This window comes from Hymenobacter profundi, from assembly GCF_019334315.1.
Taxonomy (GTDB): Bacteria; Bacteroidota; Bacteroidia; order Cytophagales; family Hymenobacteraceae; genus Hymenobacter; species Hymenobacter profundi.
In genome coordinates, this window is the sequence record NZ_JAHWGL010000012.1 from 19553 (window position 1) to 38875 (window position 19323).

Genomic DNA, 19323 nt, shown 5'->3' on the forward strand with positions numbered 1-19323 from the left:
GTTTTTGTGAACCCATCACTAAGCCTTTCTGAATGAAGCGTTTATTTATAGCTCTCTTCTGGATTCTCTCGCTTCCCGTCTTCGCGCAGCACACAGCCGATACCATGACAGAGGCTTCAGACTCGGAAGCCTTCAAGCCGGGCGAGATGATTCTGCACCACATCGGCGATTCGCACGAGTGGCACTGGTTTTCCACCGACAACAACCATTTTACCACCTATCTGCCCATTATTGCCTTCCAACCCGGCAAAAGTGTAGAGGTGTTTTCGTCGAAGCACTTGGCCGAAGGCGAAACCTACAACGGCCTGAAGCTGGAGCACGAGCACTTGGTGGCGGAAGACGGTGGTAAAGTGTACGACTTCTCCTTAACGAAGAATGCCTTCGCCCTATTGCTGAGCAGCGTGTTGATGCTGATTCTCTTTATTAGCGTCGGCAATGGCTTCAAAAAGCGCCACGGCCAAGCACCACGCGGCTTGCAGTCGTTCTTCGAGCCCATCATCATCTTCGTACGGGATGAAGTAGCCAAGAAATCTATCGGGCCGAAGTATGAGAAGTACATGCCCTACCTGCTCACGGTGTTCTTCTTTATCTGGTTTAATAACCTGCTGGGCCTCACGCCGGGCGCCGCCAACCTCACCGGCAACATTGCTGTGACGTTCACGCTGGCCGCCATGACGCTGCTCATCACCTTGTTCAGCAGTAATAAAAATTACTGGGCGCACATTTTTGCTACCCCTGGCGTACCCAAGCCGCTGCTCATCATCATGATTCCGGTGGAATTGATTGGGGTTGTAGTGAAGCCGTTCTCGTTGATGGTTCGTTTGTTTGCCAACATGACGGCCGGCCACATCGTAACGCTGAGCTTTATTAGCTTGATTTTCATTTTCCGTAGCCTGGCTATCAGCCCTGCTTCGTTGGCCTTCGGTCTGTTCATTAATATTTTGGAATTGCTGGTAGCTATTCTGCAAGCCTACATCTTCACCCTGCTCACGGCCATGTACATTGGCGGCGCGGTAGAAGAGCATCACCACGACGAGGCGGACTACCAGATGGAGGGCGACCATATTGCTCCCACGGCCGCTCACTAAGGTTTCACCACCCCTCTTTTTTTGTTTTCACACTCCCCACAAACCTCTTTTATTATGCTTCTCTCTTTGTTGTTGCAGGTTGCCAATTCGGTTGGTCTGGCTGTATTCGGTGCCGGTATCGGTGCTGGTCTGGTAGCCCTGGGCGCTGGTCTGGGTATTGGCCGTATTGGTGGTCAGGCAATGGAAGCCATCGGCCGTCAGCCGGAGGCTTCGGGCAAGATCCAAACTGCTATGCTGATCGTAGCCGCCCTGATTGAAGGTCTGGCCCTGTTCGCAGTGGTAGTTTGCTTGCTGATTTCCCTCAACCTGTCGCCCCAATAAGGTAGAGCAGTAGATGGAGCAGCCCGCTGCGCTTCGCTTCGGCGCACGGCGTAGCGGGCTGATTCAGCTTTCAGGTAGGGAGTTATCGAAAGGTGGCGTTGCGTAAGATGCCGCTTCTTTCTCACTGTACCTACCTACCTGTTTTTTGCTTACGCAGTACGATGTATCGCTGACTGACGACCCTCCCATGAATCTCGTAACCCCCGAATTAGGCCTGATTTTCTGGCAGACGGTGATTTTCCTCATCGTACTGTTCCTGCTCGCCAAGTTTGCCTGGCGCCCCATCCTCAGCTCGCTGAAGGAGCGCGAAACCTCGATTGAAAACGCGCTGCGCATGGCCGACCAGGCCAAGCTGGAAATGCAACAGCTGAAAGCCAGCAACGAAAAGCTGTTGGCCGAAGCCCGCTTGGAGCGCGACCGTATTCTGAAGGAAGCCTCAGCCGTTGCTACCCAGCACATCGAGGAAGCCAAGAATAAGGCGACTGAAGAAGGCAACCGCATGATTACGCAAGCCCGCGAAGCTATCCAACAGGAAAAGAACATGGCGCTGGCCGAGGTGAAAAACACCGCCGCTCAGTTGTCGATTGACGTGGCCGAGCGCATTCTGCGCCGCGAGCTAACCGACGCTCCTGCCCAGCAGCAGCTGGTCGATTCTTACCTGAAAGAAGTAAAGCTTAACTAAGCTGTTCGCGAGTGGCGGTTAGCTGTTGGCTTCTACAAGCACGACAAGAGCTACTAGCCATCAGCCATCAGCTATCAGCTAAAAAAAATGTCTGAACAACGAGTTGCTTCCCGATACGCTAAGTCGCTGCTGGATCTGGCAGAAGAGCAGGGCAATCTGGCGGCCGTGAAGGCTGATATGGATCTGTTCAGCCAAACGCTGGACGAAAGCCGCGACCTGCGCCTGCTACTCCGCAACCCTATCGTGAACCACGATAAGAAACTGGCTATTCTGAAAGCTGTTTTCGGAAGCAAAGTCTCGGATTTGACGATGAAGTTTCTGTCCATCATCACCCAGAAAAACCGTGAAAGCGCTCTGGAATACATTGGGCCGGAATTCATTCATCAATATAATGTGTTGAAGAGTGTGCAGGTAGCCGAGGTAACCACGGCCACGCCGCTCACAGCAGAACTGCGCACCCGCATGAACACCTTGGTGCAGCAGCAAACCGGCTCGCAAGAGGTGCAGCTAACGGAAAAAGTAGACCCGGCCCTTATTGGTGGCTTCGTGCTGCGGGTAGGCGACCAGCTCATCGACGACTCCGTGCGCTACCGCCTGCAAAAGCTGCGGACCGAATTTTCTAAGAACCCCTACCAATCCCAACTATAAGTCATGGCAGAAGTACGTCCGGATGAAGTATCCGCTATTCTGCGGGAGCAGTTGTCGAACTTTAAGACCGAAGCCGAACTCGAAGAAGTCGGAACGGTTTTGCAGGTAGGCGACGGTGTAGCCCGCATCTACGGGCTGGGCAAAGCCCAGTCGGGGGAGCTACTCGAATTTGAAAACGGCCTGCAAGCCCTAGTACTGAACTTGGAAGAGGACAACGTAGGTGCCGTAATGCTCGGCGACTACTCCGATATCCGGGAAGGTGCTACAGTACGCCGTACCAATAAAATTGCCGCTATTCAGGTAGGCGAGGGCATCATTGGCCGCGTGGTAAACACATTGGGTCAGCCCATCGACGGCCGCGGCCCCATCACAGGTGAAACCTACGAGATGCCGCTGGAGCGCAAAGCGCCTGGCGTTATCTACCGTCAGCCTGTAAACGAGCCCCTGCAAACCGGTATCAAGGCTATCGACGCTATGATTCCGATTGGCCGTGGCCAGCGTGAGTTGATCATTGGTGACCGTCAGACAGGTAAGTCGACGGTAGCCATTGACACCATCCTGAACCAGCGTGAGTTCTACGACCGCGGTGAGCCAGTATTCTGCATCTACGTAGCCGTAGGTCAGAAAGCTTCTACGGTAGCACAGGTAGTAAACGCCCTGCAACGCGGTGGTGCTATGGACTACACGGTGGTGGTGTCAGCTTCGGCTTCGGACCCAGCTCCTATGCAGTTCTACGCTCCCTTCACGGGTGCCGCCATCGGCGAGTTCTTCCGCGATACGGGCCGTCCCGCACTGGTAGTATATGATGACTTGTCGAAGCAAGCTGTAGCTTACCGTGAGGTGTCGCTGTTGCTGCGTCGTCCTCCCGGACGCGAAGCCTACCCTGGTGACGTATTCTACCTGCACAGCCGCTTGCTGGAGCGCGCTGCGAAGATCAACGCTTCCGACGTAATTGCCCGCGACATGAACGACCTGCCCGACAGCATCAAGCACATCGCCAAAGGTGGTGGCTCGCTGACGGCTCTGCCGCTCATCGAAACGCAGGCAGGCGACGTGTCGGCCTACATCCCGACCAACGTAATTTCGATTACGGATGGCCAGATCTTCCTTGAAACCAACTTGTTCAACTCGGGCGTTCGCCCGGCTATCAACGTGGGTATCTCGGTATCGCGGGTAGGGGGTAACGCCCAGATCAAGTCGATGAAGAAGGTAGCTGGTACGCTGAAGCTAGACCAGGCACAGTTCCGCGAGCTGGAAGCCTTCGCCAAATTCGGTTCCGACCTTGACGCTTCGACCAAGCTCACCATCGAGCGCGGCCGCCGCAACCTCGAAATCCTGAAGCAGCCACAGTTCTCGCCCCAGCGCGTGGAAGATCAGGTAGCCGTTATTTACGCTGCTACCAACGGTCTGCTCGACCAAGTACCTGTAAACAAGGTGCGTGAGTTCGAGAAGGAGTTCGTGCAGGTGATGACCACGCGTCACCCTGAGGCTCTGCAAGCCCTGAAAGCCGGTAAACTCGACGACAGCGTGACCAACGCCATTCGTCAGGTAGCCCGCGACCTGTCGGCAGTATACGCTTCGAAGTAATTATAAATTAGGAAGTAGGAAGTAGGAATTAAGAATTGTGTGGTAATGCTAATCAGCTCAACCAAATAATTCTTGATTCCTAACTCTTAATTCATAATTCCCAAAGAATGGCTAGCTTAAAAGAAGTCCGCAACCGCATCGTATCGGTGCAGAGTACGCAGCAGATCACCAAAGCCATGAAGATGGTGGCGGCTGCTAAGTTGCGTCGGGCCCAGGATAATATTCTGCGGATGCGCCCCTACGCTCAGCGCCTCAACGGCATTCTGGCAAACCTAACGGGCCTAACTGGCGGCGAGATGGTGAGCGAATACGCGGAGCAGCGCGACGCGCGTCGGATATTGGTTATCGCCATTACGTCGGACCGTGGCTTGGCGGGTGCTTTCAATAGCAACATCTTCAAGGGCGTGAATGCCTTGCTGCGCGAGCAATATGCCGCGCAGGCTGCTGCTGGCAACGTAACCGTGATGGCCATTGGCCGGAAGGCACAGGATTACTTTGGTCGTCGCCTACCCACGTTGGGCAGCTATGGTCATGTGTTCACGCAACTGTCGTTCGACACGGTACGTGCAGCGGCGGAGCAAGCAATGGACGGTTTCCGCAACGGCGACTTCGACCAAGTGGTGATGGTGTACAACGAGTTCCGGAACGTGGCCACGCAAATTGTGCGCACCGAGCAGTTGTTGCCCCTAGTACCCGCTGAGGCTACCGAGGAAACAGCTACTACCAACGTTGACTACCTGTTCGAGCCCTCGAAAGAGGAAATTGTACAGACGCTGATTCCGCAGTCGTTGAAGATACAGCTGTATAAGGCCGTATTGGAAAGCAACGCTTCGGAGCATGGCGCCCGTATGACGGCCATGGACAAAGCTACCGACAACGCTGGTGAACTGTTGAAATCGTTGAAACTGACTTACAACCGGACGCGTCAGGCAGCCATTACCACCGAAATTCTCGAAATCGTGGGTGGTGCTGAGGCACTGGCTGCTGGGTAAGTTGACCTGCTGATTACCACAAGAAAGCCCGTTTCTGAAACAGAAACGGGCTTTCTTCTTTATGCTCCGGTAAGCTGTCATTCTGAAGGCAGTGAGGAATCTAAGTACATTCAGCAATGAGTAAACTTAAATTACTCACTGCGTTTGGAATGACAGTCTATGCTTCCTGTGCGTACTGTCGGCTGGCTAGCTCCTTGCTGGGGGTAGGCACGGGCGTATTCTGTTCCAACAGCTCCAGAATGTCGGCGGGCGTGATTTCCGTGAAGTCCTTGATGACGCGAATTGGCGCTTGAAACTTGTCGGCCGATACGCTGGTGCTGAGGCATAGGCAGCGCATACCGGCTCTGTAAGCAGCTTGCTCGCCCATGATGGCATCCTCAAACACCAAGCAACGCTCGGGTGGAATGCCTACCTTTTCTGCCGCCACGGAATACGTGTCGCCGTGGGGTTTGCCCCGGTCCACGTCATCCTTGGTAATTAGCTCGTCGAAATAGCGGCGTAGGTTGAGGTGGTCGATGATGTAGCTGATGGTGTCGTTGCCGGAGCCAGTGCCGAGGGCAATGCGGAACCCCGCAGCGCGGGCGGCTTCCAGAAACGGCGTGAGGCCGCTTACTTCTTGGCGGTCGTCCCAATAGAGCGTGCGGTAGAGAAATTCCCGTTGGGCCGTGTAGCGCTCTATGTCTTGCTCCGGCACTGGGTGGCGAAAAACCGATCGAAGAATGGCACCAGCGGGCATGCCATTCAAACGTTCAAGTAATTGGCGTGCGTTTGTGGTTAGTCCTAAGTCTCGGAATAACATCTGAAAGGCATAAGCTTGGATGTCGGTATTATTGACAATAACCCCATCCATGTCGAAGATGAGGGCATAGTCGGATGCCTGGGCCATAGGGTAGGGAAGAAGGTAACTAAAAGATAACGTGCTTCCGCTTACGCAAACAGTCCACTTTTGACTAAGGAAAGCAACATTTTAACGCGCAGAGTCTATCTTTGGCCCATCTAAACCGTGGTGCTGCGGCATCTGCATTTTGTCTGTGATTTGAAAAAAAGTCTGTCTTTCTTACTAGCAGCAGCGTTGGCACTACCTGCCGTCGCGCAAAAAAAATCCTCTCAGAAGTTAGAGCGTCCCAAACTGGTGGTGGGTATTGTGGTGGACCAGATGCGTTACGACTACCTCTACCGCTACTGGGACAAGTATGGTAAAGACGGGTTTCGGCGTTTGCTGGGCGAAGGATTCAGCTACGAAAATGCCCATTACAATTACGTGCCTACCTATACTGGACCGGGCCACGCCAGCATCTACACAGGCACTACACCCTCCGTGCACGGCATCATCGGCAACGATTGGTATGAGCGCGAGGCGGGTAAGAATACCTATGTAACCGAAGACAATACTGTGCAGACAGTGGGGAGCACGGGCACGGTAGGGCAACAGTCGCCGCGCCACATGTTGACCACGACCATCACCGATGAGCTGCGCTTGGCTACCAACTTCCATAACAAAACGATTGCCGTGTGTATCAAAGACCGCGGCTCCGTGTTGCCCGGTGGACACACGGCCAACGCGGCGTATTGGTACGATGGCAAGACGGGCTCCTTTATTTCGAGCACTTTTTATCAGAATAGCCTGCCCGAGTGGGTAAAGGCGTTCAACGACCGGAAACTGCCGGCGCAGTACCTGAGCCGGCCTTGGCAAACGCTCCTACCCATTGAGCAATATACCGAAAGCACGCCCGATGATGTGCCGTGGGAAGGCTCTTTCAGGGGAGAAGCCAAGCCTGTATTCCCGCACAACCTGCCCCAATTGAGCGGCTTACCCGATGCCTCGGTGGCCGCTAAGTTGCGCGATGCCGGTGAGCCAGTGCCTGTTACGAACCTAGACGTGGTGCGCTCTACCCCCTTCGGCAACACGCTGGTGGCGGAGTTGGCGATGGAGGCCGTGCGGGCCGAGCAGCTGGGCCAGCGCGGCATCACGGACTTTATGCCGGTCAGCTTTTCGTCTACCGACTACGTGGGGCACCAGTTTGGGCCGAATTCCATTGAAGCCGAAGACACCTACCTGCGCCTCGACCAGGACATTGCCCGCTTGCTAGCCTACCTCGACAAGACCCTGGGGAAAGGCAACACGCTGGTATTCTTGACTGCCGACCACGGCGCCGCGCATTCGCCTAATTTTCTGATTGATAAGAAAATTCCAGCCGGCGCGGTAGGGCCACGCTTTATGCGCGACTCGGTGCAGCACGAGCTGGTACGCCGCCACGGTGCCGGCAACTGGGTACTCACCTACGAAAACCAGCAAGTGTACCTGAACCGGCCGCTCATTGCGCAGAAGAAACTGGACTTGCGCCTGATGCAGGACGAAGTAGCCAGCATTATGCTGCAATTTGCGGGCGTCACGCGCGCCATCACCGCCGACGACGTGCAGAAGTCGCACTGGGAAAGCGGAATGCTGATGTACCTGGAAAACGGGTATTTCCCGAAGCGTTCCGGCGACGTGCTGGTGGTGCTAGAGCCCGGCTGGCTGGAATCGGGTTCCTACCCTGCCCCCAACAAAGGCACCACCCACGGCTCGGCCTCGGCCTACGATACCCACGTGCCCATGCTGTTTTGGGGCTGGCACGTGAAGCACGGCGCCTCGGCGGCGCCGGCTGTGATACCAGACATTGCGCCCACCGTAGCACGGTGGCTACATATTCAGGAGCCCGACGGCTGCACCGGTCAGCCATTGCAGGAAGTACTGAACTGGTAGTATAATTTTTAGAAATTGTGGCTGCTGTTTTTCGTTTTAGTGCCGTATAAGGCTATCTTGGGAAAAACACGCAACTTCGCGGAATACAAGCCCAACATAGCTCAATGCTATCCGTACAGCACACGCCCATCACTGCATAATTCCCTACTAAATACTTTTTACCCTCAATGGCTAAGTTTAACCCCTGGCACGACGTATCACGCGGCGAAAATGCCCCGACGCTGGTAAACGGCATTATCGAAATCCCCAAAGGTTCGAAAGCAAAATATGAACTGGACAAGGATAGCGGCCTGCTGAAACTAGACCGCGTGCTGTTCTCGGCTGTGCATTATCCCGCCGCCTACGGCTTCATTCCGCAGACTTACTGCGACGACAAAGACCCGCTCGATATTCTGGTGCTGTGCTCTGTGGACCTAGTGCCCATGTGCGTGGTAGAAGCCAAAGTTATTGGCGTGATGCAAATGATTGACGGCGACGAGGAAGACGACAAAATTATTGCCGTAGCTGCCCACGATATTTCCGTTAATCACTTCAACGAGCTGGAAGACCTACCTCCCCACATGCTTTTGGAGATGCAACGCTTCTTTGAAGACTACAAGGCTTTGGAGCACAAGCAAGTAACAGTGGAGCGCTTCATGGGCCGCGAGCAGGCCTACCGCATCATTGAAGAAAGCATCACGCTGTATAATACCACGTTTAGCAAAGAAAATGTCGCGGCCGATTCAGTAGCTGAAACTTCGACCAAAGCGTAGTACCAACTGTTGTTCGTGCTATACTTACAAAACCCACCGGCCTACCGGTGGGTTTCTTGTTGTACGCCATTATGCTTGGCCCTACCTCACCGTCGGACTACAGGGCCTTATCTTGCCGCCAGCTCTTCGTTCTCTTTGCATGCGCGACTCCTCCACTACCCACGCGCCTACCTGGCCCGCCACGCTGAAACGCGCTACCAATGCAGTGCTGTACAGCAGCACGTGGCTGGCGCTGGCAGCCGTGGCGCTTACGTGGGCGTCGTTTTTGTTCTGGCGGGTGCACATTCCGCCCCGGCTGGCGGGTCTGATTTTCGCGGCGACGCTTTTTCTCTATAATCTCGATAGCGTATTGCCTTACAAATACAGCCAGAAGCTGGTGCTCTCGGAGCGCAAGCTGTGGATGCGGCAGCATCGGCGCGAGCTATTTGGGCTGGCCCTGGTGTCGCTGGCCGGGGCTGGTGCTCTGTTTTTTTACGACGGCTGGCTGCACCTGATTGGCTTTTTGGCTCACCTGGCCCTAATTTCGGTACTGTATTCCCTACCCTTGGTGCGGGTTCGGGGGAAATGGCGTGCCCTGCGCGACCTACCCCTGCTCAAGGTATTTCTAATTGCTTATGTATGGGCCGCTGTCACGGTGTGGGTGCCGGCGCTATACCTGGGTATCCCACTCAGCACGCCCGAGTTGCAGTTGCTCTTCGCCCGCCGCTTCTTTCTGATTCTAGCGCTAGCCTTCGTCTTCGACATCCGCGACTACACCAAAGACCGCCTCACGGGCACCTACACGTTTCCGGGGGTATTTGGGGTGCGCGCCACCAAGTGGATAGCACTGGCGGCGCTGCTGGTGTCGTGCGTGCTACTCCCCCACAATATTACCCTGCGTCAAGGCATGCTGCTGTTGCTGCCAGCTGCTCTGGCTGCCGCCGTTATCTGGTATGCCGACGAAACACGCCCAGATTATTACTTCGCCCTGCTTACGGATGGCGTTATGATTGTGTATTTCTTGGCGGTGTACTGGGCGATGTGAGATGGTGAGTTTTTCATTCATCATCTTCCCGCTTCACCACTCCTCTGGTGCGGTTAACTCTTCAAAGGCCACTCCTAGCTTTTCGATAAGGTCGTGGGCGAGGCTGCCGGCTTCGCCTAGCGCCTCGGCAGCCAGTGTGCCAGCGCGGCCGTGGGCATAGACGCCTAGCAGGCAGGCATCGAGAGGACTGAGGTGGTTGCTTTGAGCACGTAGGGCGGTGAGCACACCCGTGAGGGCGTCGCCGGAGCCGCCACTGGCCATGCCAGGGCTACCGGTACTATTAAAATATAGGGTGCCGTCGGGAGTGCCTAGGCAGGTGTAGGCGCCTTTCAGTACGCAGTAGCAGCGGTGTTTCTGGCAGAAGTTGCGCAACAGCTCCAGGCGGTGGTAGTCGTCGCGGGCGGGCTCTGTGAGGCGTTCGAATTCCTTAGGATGGGGCGTGAGCACCGTATCGGGCGGAAGTAAGTCGAGCAACTCGCGGTTTGCTCCTAGCAAATTCAACGCATCAGCATCTAATACCAGGGCGATGTGCTGCTCACCAGCCTCTCGTAGCAACTGTTCCAACACGGCCTTCGTGGCATCTTCCTGTCCCATGCCCGGCCCTATGCCCACAGCGTCGTACGATTTCAGCGGTGGCAGTTCCGTAAGGTGCTCCTGATTGGGGTCGACCAACGCCATGGCTTCCGGTGCCGAAGTTTGCAGCACATCGTAGCCTATACTGGGCGTACGTACCGTAAGCAAACCTACCCCGCTACGCAAGCAAGCCCGCGTAGCCAGCACACAGGCTCCGATTTTTCCCTTGCTACCCGCCAGCAGCAACGCATGACCATACAAACCCTTGTGCGAAAACATAGCACGACGCGGCAGCTTACCCGCTACGAAAGCGGCGTCTACGAAATACTGGTCAACTTTCGCTTTCGCGAGAAATTTTGTGTCGAGGCCGATGGGTAGCAAATGCCACTGGCCCACGTATTCGGCATGGTGGGGTAGGAGAAAGGCCAGCTTGGGCAGCTCGAAGCTGACGGTGTGGTAGGCTCGCACAATCACGCTATCAGCAGGTTGAGGTGCGTCGGTGAACAGTCCGGAGGGAATATCCACCGACAGCACGCGGACTTTGGCCTTGTTGAGGTGGCGAACCAGCGCGGCGGCCACTCCTTCTAGCGGTCGACTAAGACCTGTACCAAACAGAGCATCTACTACTAATGCCCCGTCGGGTAGGGTAGGGAGGGCGTCTTCCCCTACCTCGGCTCGTGGTACGTTGACGGGTAGTCGGTCGAGGTTGGCTTGGCAGTCGGCCGAACGCTTCTCAGTGGGTAAAAGCCATACGCGCACCTGATAGCCCGCTGTGTGTAGGTGTCGTGCCACTACCAGCCCGTCGCCGCCGTTGTTGCCGGGGCCGCACAGTAGGTGCGTTTCGCCTGCTTCGGTGGGTGAGAGGCGGTTCATCAGCCAATCAGCCAGCGCAGTAGCGGCGCGTTCCATGAGGTCAAGAGAGGAAATGCGGTCGGTTTTGATAGTAGCTTGGTCGGCGGCGTGCGTTTGGTCGGCGCTAAGGATTTTCATAGAGTTAAGAGAGTAGAAGGCAGGGCAGAAGTACTATCCTGCATCTTACGGACAAAAAGACCCCGTGGTGAGCCGAAAATAAACTTCGAGCCTGTGTTCCGCGTTTTCACCTGTATATTCTGTCCTGAACTTCAAAACCAACCCATATGCAAACCTGGAACGATGTTATCCGGCTGGCCAACCACGGTAGCCCTACCCCGCCCCGTCGGGTAGAGAAAACCAACGCTGAATGGCGCGAGCAGCTCACTCCCGAGCAGTACCATGTAACCCGCGAGCACGGCACCGAGCGCGCTTTCACGGGCGAGTACTGCGAGGCGCACGAAGCTGGCCTTTACGCCTGTGTGTGCTGCGGCACCCCGCTCTACGATTCGCGTACGAAGTTCGAATCTGGTACTGGCTGGCCCAGCTTCACCCAGCCTGTAGAAGAAAGCGCTATTAAGTATAAGAAAGACACCAGCTATGGTATGGTGCGCGTGGAAGTGCTCTGCAACGTATGCGACGCGCACCAAGGCCACGTTTTCCCTGATGGCCCGGCTCCGAGCGGCCTGCGCCTGTGCATCAATTCGGCTTCTATCAAACTGGTAGAAGCCAAGGAAACAGCCGTCTAACAGCCGCGCTTCGTGCCCTACCCCAGAGAGCAGCCGCGAAACCCGGCTGCTCTCTGTTTTTGACGGAAAATTCTGTTGAATTTTGTAGTGCAGGATGTAGGCGATAATCGGAAAATACTACCGCCTACCCAATTTCAAGTATTAGCTATTCCATAACCTGTCATTTCCAACGCATGTCGCTCCTATTCACTGATTTTGCCAGCTGGCAGGCGCACTGCGAGGCAACTGGCGAGGCTCTTTTTCAGCCCGTATTGGCCTACGAGATAGAGCAAAAAGGCCGTGCCGAAGCGGATATCTGGCCGGGGCTGCAACGCGCCTACGATGTGATGCGCGACGCCGTGCAAACCGGCCTGACGCAAAACATGGTGTCACGTTCGGGCATGGTCAACAATGGCGCCCGTAAAATTGCCGCTTCGCCGGTCACGGTGCTCTCGCCCGAGTTCAAACAGCTCGTGACGCGGGCACTGGGTGCCAAAGAGGTGAACTCGTGCATGGGTAGGGTAGTGGCGGCGCCTACGGCCGGCGCCTCGGGTATCTTGCCCGGAGTGCTGGTTACGTTGCAAGAGCAGCACCAGCTAGATGACCGGAAGATACTAGAGGGCCTGCTAGTAGCGGCAGGCATTGCGCTTATCATCGAGCAGAATGCCTCGTTGGCGGGTGCCGTGGGCGGGTGCCAAGCCGAAACGGGTAGCGCGGCGGCTATGGGCTCCGGCGCTATTGTGTACTGCCTAGGCGGCTCGGTAGACGAGGTGTTTGCGGCCGTGGCCATCACCATTCAATGTATGTTGGGCCTGGTCTGCGACCCGGTGGCAGGGCTGGTGGAAGTGCCTTGTGTGGTGCGCAATGCTTCGGCAGCGGCCATTGCCTTCAGCTCGGCCCAGATTGCTATTGCCGGCGTCGACCCAGTAATCCCCGTAGATCAGTGTGTAGCGGCCTTGGGCGAGGTAGGCCAAAGCATGGAAACCCGCTACAAGGAAACCGCCTTGGGCGGCCTGGCCAACACCACCCGCGGCCGCGAAATTGAACGAATGGTGCTGGTGCAGGACGTGCAAATTTTACCGGACGAGGAAGCAGGGTAGGCGCTAGCAAAGCTTACCGCCGCTCCCGCCACAGCTTATTAAACGACTTCGGTGCTACCTCCAACGCTTCGCGGCGCTTGTTCCAGCCTACCAGCGTCAGCATTCGGAACAAGGCCCAGTTCTTGGCACGAGCGGGTAGCAGGTTCAGTAGGCGGCGGTTCAGCATTGCCAGTTTCCAGAAGTAGATGGCGCGGGTTTCTTCCGAATCAGCCATGCCTTCTTGTACGCTCTGCTGCCGGTTTTTGAGTAGCAGGTTGTGAATGTTGATTTTCACCGGACACACCGAGGTGCAGGCCCCACACAGGCTGCTGGCGTAGCTTAAGTGCTTATTTTCAGCGAGGCCCGATAAATGGGGCGAAATAACGGAGCCAATGGGGCCAGAATACGTGGTTTCGTAGGTGTGGCCGCCGATGTTTTTGTAGACCGGGCATACGTTGAGGCAGGCGCCGCAGCGGATGCAGTGCAGGGCCTCACGCTTGTCGGGTTGGGCCAGTAGGTTGGTGCGGCCGTTGTCGAGCAGTACCACGTACATTTCCTCGGGGCCGTCTTTTTCCAGTGGCTGGCGCGGCCCTGTGTAAATGGTGTTATACACCGTCACTTGCTGACCAGTGCCGCTTGTGCTGAGCAGGGGCCAGAACAAATCCAGGTCCTGGAGCTTCGGAATTACCTTCTCGATGCCCACAATGGCGATGTGCGTGCGCGGAAAAGTGGCCGACAAGCGGGCGTTGCCTTCATTCTCCGTCACGGCTACGGCGCCGGTATCCGCAATCAGGAAGTTGCCGCCCGTGATGCCTACCTCTGCTTGCGTGTATTTGTCGCGCAGGAGGTGGCGGGCGGTGAGCACCAGTTGCTGGGCATCGTCGGTGTGCTCAATACCTAAGTGCTTCACGAAAATATCGGCAATGTCCTTCTTGCTCAGGTGCATGGCCGGCGTTACGATGTGGTAGGGCCGCTCGCCGTTCAACTGCACGATGTACTCGCCTAGGTCAGTCTCGATAGAGTCGATGCCGTTTTTGCCGAGGAAGTCGTTCAGGTGAATTTCCTCGGTGGTCATGCTCTTGGCCTTCACCACCGTGCGGGCCTTACGCCGGGCCATGATCTTGCCTACTTCCAGCAGGGCCTCTTGCGCATCTTGCGCCCAAATCACCTTGCCGCCCCGCGCCGTAAAGTTGCGCTCAAACTCCAGCAAGTACTCGTCCAAGTGGTTCATCACCTTGGCCTTGAGGTAGGACGCCCGCTCCCGCGCCAGCTCGTGGTCTTGGTAAAAGCCGAGGCCGGTTTGCACGGCCGCGTTGTACTTGCCAATGTTGAAGCGAATCTTACGGCGGTGCTCCAGGTCGAAGGCTTTCGACTCGGAATCGGTGAGGAATTGGGCGGATTTCATGGCTGAAAGGGGAAATGGGAAACGTCTGTCATCCTGAGCTTGCGAAGGACCTTCTCACACTAGAACAGCAGTCATAACAACGACTCGTTCTCCGGGCGTAAGGTCCTTTGCGCAACTCAGGATGACAGCTATCCAACGAATGAAACTACGGCTTGTTGGAATCCACCACAATCCGCTTGTCCCGATTAGCTAGGTCCCAGGCGGTGTAGAACACCAAGCGGGCGCGGGGCTCCATCTTCTGAAACTCGATTTTATCGACTTCATCGCCAGCACCGTGGTAGTCGTCGTGTACGCCGTTGAAGAAGAAGGCTACCGGAATTTTATGCTTAGCGAAATTATAGTGGTCGGAGCGGTAGTAGAACCGGTTGGGGTCCTGCGGGTCGTTGAAGCGGAAGTCCAAATTAATGTTGTCGTGCTTCTGATTTTCCTCCTGCAAAATGGTGTGTAGTTCCGAGGAAAGCTTGTCTGAACCAATCACATACACATAGGTAGGTTGGCCCTCGTGCTCCTTGTCGGTGCGGCCCACCATGTCGGTGTTCAGGTCGGCCACGGTGCTTTCCAGCGGGAATACGGGGTGGTCGGTGTAGTACTCCGAGCCCAGCAGGCCTTTCTCCTCACCCGTTACGGTTAGGAACAGGATGCTACGGCGTGGGCCATGGCCTTCTGCCTTAGCCTTGGTGAAGGCCTCTGCCATTTCCAGCACCGATACCGTGCCCGAGCCATCGTCGTCGGCGCCGTTGTTCACCTCGCCATTCGTGATGCCGATGTGGTCGTAGTGAGCCGAGAGCACCAGCAACTCGTCCTTCTTGTCAGTTCCTTCGAGGTAGCCCAGCACGTTTTCAGTGGTGAAATCCTCGGTTTTGCGGGGCGCCTTAATACTGAATTTGGTGGGCTTGAAGGGCGCCACCACCTGTTTGCCCGCCTTGGTGATGCTCTGCTGATACTTGGTAACGGCCGCAGCCGTAGTGCCCAACATCTTGTACCCTACCTGCGGCGACACAAAGAACATGGTAGCACGCGGCGTCTTCTGGGCATCCTTAAAAGCAATGCTAGGCCGATTGATGTAACCCGCCATGCGCGCCGCTAGCTTCTGGAAGTTGCTGTTGGGGTTGAAATCAACAAAAAACACGCTACGAGCACCTTTCTGGATAGCCAACGCCGCCTTTGCCCGGTAATCGGTGCCCCACTTGCTGGGGTTGCCGTCTTTGCCTAGCAATGGCTGATTTTGGGTGTTGGTGGGCTCCCCAATCAACATAATCAGGTCTTTCCCTTTCACATCGAGGCCGGTGTAGTCGGAGTAGTCGTCCTGCTCGATGCCGTAGCCCACAAACACAGGCTGCACCGTCGTTTCCTGCTGGAAGGGCGAGGTACCCATGCCGTAAAAATCCTGGAGCCACTGGTAGGTCTGACCGGCCACCTTCAGGGTAGCGCCATCGGCCCAGGTGCTGCGCTCCATGGTGAAGTGCTGTAGGTAGGGATTGTCGGAGCCCTGCACGGGGCCTGTCAGCCCCAGCTCTTTGAAACGGTTGGCTATGTATTCGGCAGCCATTTTCTGGCCTTTTTCGCCGGTTTCGCGGCCTTCGTACGCATCCGAGGCAATGATGCTCAGGTGCTTGCGCAAATCTTCCTGCGTAATGGTCTGGGCGTAGGTAGCGGCCAGGTCGGAGCCGGCGGGCAGCACCGTTTGCGGGGCCGATTGCTGGGGCGGGGTGGTAGGGGCTTCGGTCTGAGCGCCGCGCTTGTGCTTTACTTTAATTTTCTTAGGCTGCTGCGCCACGCTGGCCGTTGTGCAGCACGCTGCCAGCAGCAGGGTTAGGAGAGAGGGTTTGTTCATTCGTTGGGTCTTGGAGATTTTGTTTTTAGCAGAACGTTATTCGATGGGTCGTCATTCCGACCAACGGGAGAAATGACGACCTATTGCTGCATAATCAGCACCGAAGCGTAGGCGGATACACCCTCGCGGCGGCCTACAAAGCCCAGCTTTTCGGTGGTGGTGGCTTTAATGCTGATATCCTCTTCGGCTATACCCATCACCTCGGCTAGCACGCGCTGCATTTCCGGGATATGCGGATTTACCTTAGGCGCTTCCAGGCAAATGGTGGAGTCGATGTTGCTGATCTGGTAGTTTTTCTCGCGTAGCAGGCGCACTACTTCGGCCAGCAGGCGCTTGCTGTCAATGCCCTTGTACTGCGGGTCGGTGTCGGGAAAGTGAAAGCCGATGTCGCGCAGATTGGCGGCACCCAGCAGCGCATCGCAGATAACGTGGATGAGCACGTCGGCGTCGGAGTGGCCCAAGGCGCCGTGCGTGTGCGGCACCTGAATACCACCAAGCCAGAAGGGTAGGCCCTCCCGAAGCTGATGAACGTCGTAGCCGAAGCCAGTTCGGATTTTCATAGGAAAAGCAAGGAATAGAAATGAAGGCCCCAAGATACGGCCCTCGCCAGACTCAGGGCATATGAGCGCGCAGTGAAAAAAAGTATAGTGAGGGTAAAATATTGCGCGGCGCTATACGTCTGCACCGGCAATAGAAGGAGTTGCTGAAAAAACAGATGGAAACTTTGGAATCAATTAAAGTTTCCGATGTACCTTTGCAGCGTGAGTATGGAAACGAAAGACCGGATATTACACGCTGCCAGGGAGTTGTTTATGCGTAACGGCGTCCGAAGCGTATCAATGGATGACATTGCCAACCACCTGGCCATGTCGAAAAAGACCCTCTATAAATGGTTCAGCAACAAGGATGAGATTGTGCAGACCTCCATCCAGCAGCACCTTGTAGAGGAGTCAACCTGCGAAGTCCCTACCAAAGGCGCTGCGAATGCACTGGAAGAAATGTTTCAATTGATGCAGTGGCACCGACAGTTTCTGAGTGAATTGCACCCCAGCATCTTCTACGATTTGCAGAAATACCACCCGCAGGCCTGGGCGCTGTTTGAAGAGCATAAAAAGACCTTCTTACTGCAAAAAATAATTGAAAATCTGGAGCGGGGCATGGCCGAAGGCGTGTACCGCGCAGATCTGGACTTGGCCGTGCTGGGGCGCCTGCGCCTGGCGGAAATAGACTTATGCTTCAACCCCGATATTTTTCCGAACCGGCAGTTTGAGTTGATTCAGCTGCACACGGTATGCCTGGAGCATTTTTTACTCGGCATTTCCTCCCTGAAAGGTCATAAGCTCATCAACCAATACCGGCAACTAACAGAGGCCGAGTAGCCTCTCCCAAGTGTTCCCTCGCTCTTTTCTTATATGAAAAACATTTGCCGCCTACTGCTGCTACTTGCAGTGCTGGGTTTCCTGAGTCTGCACGAGCTACTGGCTCAAACACCAGCCACTGGTCAGCCCGTAGCCACCACTGCTCCCATGGCGCTGTCGTTGCCGCAGGCTATCGACTACGCCGTCAAGAATAAATCCACGCTCCAGTCTACGCGTATCGACCAGCAGCTGGCCGCCGCGCAGGTAGGACAGGTAAAGTCGCAGGGCCTGCCGCAGATAAATGTGTCTTCTTCCATAACGGACAATTACAAGCTGCAACGCTCCTTGGTTGACTTCGGCGCTTTTGGTGGTGGACAAGGTCCACTAACTGGTGCTGCCCTCACGCCAGAAGCGGTAGCAAGCGCACAAAACGGGCAAGTAGTGAATCTACCGCCTACCTACGACCCCTACGTGCCGGCGCCGCCTACGGCACTGTCATTGGGCTTTCAGTGGCAGGGCAACGCCTCTGCCTCAGCGTCGCAGCAGCTTTTCAACGGTTCCTACCTCCTGGGCCTGAAAGCGGCTAAAGTATATCAGCAGTTGTCGGTGAAGCAGACCAAACAGAGTGAAATTGATGTAGTAGAGCAAGTATCGAAAGCCTACTACAGCACATTAGTAGCCGGGCAACGGCTAGATTTGCTGTCGCGCAACGTGGCTCGCCTAGATACGCTGCTTTATCAGACCCAGAAGACATTTGAAGCTGGTTTTGCTGAGAAGCTGGACGTGCAGCGTCTGCAAGTGCAGCGCAACAACTTGCGCATTGAGCAGCAAAATGCTGAGCGCTTGATTGAGCTAAGCGTGGCGCTACTGAAGTTTCAGATGGGCCTCGACCAGCGCCAGCCCGTGCAGCTCACCGATTCGCTGAGCACGGCCGTGCTGGATGCTGAGCGCCTAAAGCAGAGTCTTGTTCAGGCTGATGCTGATTTCAACTATCAAAACCGCATTGAGTACTCGGTGCTGGAAACCCAACGCGACCTGGCTGCGCTAGATGTACGCAATCAGAAAGCCGGCTACTTGCCCACCCTCAACCTGATTGGTGCCTACGGCTTCTTGGGTTCGGCCCGTTCGCTACCTACCTTAATGGAGTTTCGCGGAGCAGGTTCGATAGATTCAAAGACGCAGTTCCCCAACCAGAACTGGTTTGCCTTCGGCAATGTGGGCTTGCAGTTGCAAATCCCGGTTTTCGATGGTTTCCGCAAGAAGTACCAGGTGCAAACAGCTAAGCTGACGCTGAAGCAGGTAAATACGGGCTTTACTACCCTGCAACAAAGCATTGACCTACAACGCACTCAGAGCCAGACCACGCTACAAAACGACCTGGATGTGCTGGCCAACCAGCGCGCCAACCTGGACCTGGCTACGGAAGTAGCACGGGTAGCCAAAATCAAGTTTCAGGAGGGGGTAGGCTCCAACGTGGAGCTGATTACGGCCGAAACCGACCTGCGCCAGGCCCAAACCAACTACTACTCGGCACTCTATGATGCGTTGGTCGCCAAAGTCGATTACGACAAAGCCAGCGGCACGCTGTACACGAAATAAGCTGTCTACGCTAAATAAGCTGATAGCTAGTAGCTGTTGGCTGTTAGCTTTTTTTTCA

General features: G+C 55.6%; 18 protein-coding genes. 13 read left to right on the top strand and 5 right to left on the bottom strand.

The window, feature by feature from the left end; genetic code table 11:
• Positions 1 to 32 precede the first annotated feature (32 nt).
• The 6 genes from atpB to atpG all read left to right on the top strand — a co-directional run bounded on the left by atpB (position 33) and on the right by atpG (position 5318).
• Positions 33 to 1088 carry a F0F1 ATP synthase subunit A gene (gene atpB / locus KYK14_RS05115; protein WP_219157536.1) on the top strand — a complete coding sequence of 352 codons (1056 nt, stop codon included), beginning with the start codon at positions 33 to 35 and terminating at the stop codon, positions 1086 to 1088.
• Between the two features lie 54 nt (positions 1089 to 1142).
• Positions 1143 to 1409, top strand: coding sequence for an ATP synthase F0 subunit C (gene atpE, locus KYK14_RS05120; RefSeq protein WP_185282240.1), 267 nt, complete (start codon positions 1143 to 1145; stop codon positions 1407 to 1409).
• 187 nt (positions 1410 to 1596) lie between these two features.
• Complete coding sequence (locus KYK14_RS05125; protein WP_185282241.1) at positions 1597 to 2091, top strand: F0F1 ATP synthase subunit B; 495 nt, start codon at positions 1597 to 1599, stop codon at positions 2089 to 2091.
• Positions 2092 to 2178: 87 nt separating this feature from the next.
• Positions 2179 to 2739: an ATP synthase F1 subunit delta gene (gene atpH / locus KYK14_RS05130; protein ID WP_219157539.1), complete on the top strand. Its 561-nt coding sequence runs from the start codon at positions 2179 to 2181 to the stop codon at positions 2737 to 2739.
• A 3-nt stretch (positions 2740 to 2742) separates the two neighbouring features.
• On the top strand, positions 2743 to 4326 hold the full coding sequence (gene atpA / locus KYK14_RS05135) for a F0F1 ATP synthase subunit alpha (RefSeq protein ID WP_208308996.1): 1584 nt from the start codon (positions 2743 to 2745) through the stop codon (positions 4324 to 4326).
• Between the two features lie 107 nt (positions 4327 to 4433).
• Complete coding sequence (gene atpG, locus KYK14_RS05140) at positions 4434 to 5318, top strand: ATP synthase F1 subunit gamma (protein WP_219157542.1); 885 nt, start codon at positions 4434 to 4436, stop codon at positions 5316 to 5318.
• A 157-nt stretch (positions 5319 to 5475) separates the two neighbouring features.
• Here atpG and KYK14_RS05145 read toward each other — a convergent pair whose 3' ends face one another.
• On the bottom strand, positions 5476 to 6204 hold the full coding sequence (locus tag KYK14_RS05145) for an HAD family hydrolase (RefSeq protein ID WP_219157545.1): 729 nt from the start codon (positions 6202 to 6204) through the stop codon (positions 5476 to 5478).
• A 150-nt stretch (positions 6205 to 6354) separates the two neighbouring features.
• Here KYK14_RS05145 and pafA point away from each other — a divergent pair, with 150 nt between their 5' ends.
• From pafA to KYK14_RS05160, 3 genes are all read left to right on the top strand, one after another.
• Positions 6355 to 8064: an alkaline phosphatase PafA gene (pafA, locus tag KYK14_RS05150; protein WP_219157548.1), complete on the top strand. Its 1710-nt coding sequence runs from the start codon at positions 6355 to 6357 to the stop codon at positions 8062 to 8064.
• Between the two features lie 167 nt (positions 8065 to 8231).
• Entirely contained in the window at positions 8232 to 8816 is a 585-nt protein-coding gene (locus KYK14_RS05155; RefSeq protein ID WP_185282247.1) for an inorganic diphosphatase, read from the top strand.
• A 139-nt stretch (positions 8817 to 8955) separates the two neighbouring features.
• The gene (locus KYK14_RS05160) at positions 8956 to 9840 is read left to right on the top strand and encodes a UbiA family prenyltransferase (RefSeq protein ID WP_219157551.1); all 885 of its coding nucleotides are present in this window, start codon (positions 8956 to 8958) and stop codon (positions 9838 to 9840) included.
• 33 nt (positions 9841 to 9873) lie between these two features.
• Here KYK14_RS05160 and KYK14_RS05165 read toward each other — a convergent pair whose 3' ends face one another.
• On the bottom strand, positions 9874 to 11403 hold the full coding sequence (locus KYK14_RS05165) for an NAD(P)H-hydrate dehydratase (protein ID WP_219157554.1): 1530 nt from the start codon (positions 11401 to 11403) through the stop codon (positions 9874 to 9876).
• A gap of 146 nt (positions 11404 to 11549) precedes the next feature.
• Between KYK14_RS05165 and msrB the strand changes: the two genes are divergently transcribed.
• A complete protein-coding gene (gene msrB / locus KYK14_RS05170) occupies positions 11550 to 12011 on the top strand; it encodes a peptide-methionine (R)-S-oxide reductase MsrB (RefSeq protein WP_185282250.1) in 462 nt (153 codons plus the stop codon).
• A gap of 173 nt (positions 12012 to 12184) precedes the next feature.
• Positions 12185 to 13090: an L-serine ammonia-lyase, iron-sulfur-dependent, subunit alpha gene (sdaAA, locus tag KYK14_RS05175; RefSeq protein WP_185282251.1), complete on the top strand. Its 906-nt coding sequence runs from the start codon at positions 12185 to 12187 to the stop codon at positions 13088 to 13090.
• Between the two features lie 13 nt (positions 13091 to 13103).
• On the opposite strand, the gene KYK14_RS05180 is transcribed toward sdaAA, so the two are convergent.
• The 3 genes from KYK14_RS05180 to ispF form a co-directional block, all read right to left on the bottom strand.
• A complete protein-coding gene (locus tag KYK14_RS05180; RefSeq protein ID WP_219157556.1) occupies positions 13104 to 14474 on the bottom strand; it encodes a LutB/LldF family L-lactate oxidation iron-sulfur protein in 1371 nt (456 codons plus the stop codon).
• A gap of 145 nt (positions 14475 to 14619) precedes the next feature.
• On the bottom strand, positions 14620 to 16308 hold the full coding sequence (locus KYK14_RS05185; RefSeq protein ID WP_219157565.1) for a M28 family peptidase: 1689 nt from the start codon (positions 16306 to 16308) through the stop codon (positions 14620 to 14622).
• An 80-nt stretch (positions 16309 to 16388) separates the two neighbouring features.
• Positions 16389 to 16868: a 2-C-methyl-D-erythritol 2,4-cyclodiphosphate synthase gene (gene ispF, locus KYK14_RS05190; RefSeq protein ID WP_219157568.1), complete on the bottom strand. Its 480-nt coding sequence runs from the start codon at positions 16866 to 16868 to the stop codon at positions 16389 to 16391.
• Positions 16869 to 17075: 207 nt separating this feature from the next.
• Here ispF and KYK14_RS05195 point away from each other — a divergent pair, with 207 nt between their 5' ends.
• A complete protein-coding gene (locus KYK14_RS05195) occupies positions 17076 to 17687 on the top strand; it encodes a TetR/AcrR family transcriptional regulator (RefSeq protein ID WP_208308987.1) in 612 nt (203 codons plus the stop codon).
• Positions 17688 to 17720: 33 nt separating this feature from the next.
• Entirely contained in the window at positions 17721 to 19265 is a 1545-nt protein-coding gene (locus KYK14_RS05200) for a TolC family protein (RefSeq protein WP_185282256.1), read from the top strand.
• Positions 19266 to 19323 lie beyond the last annotated feature (58 nt).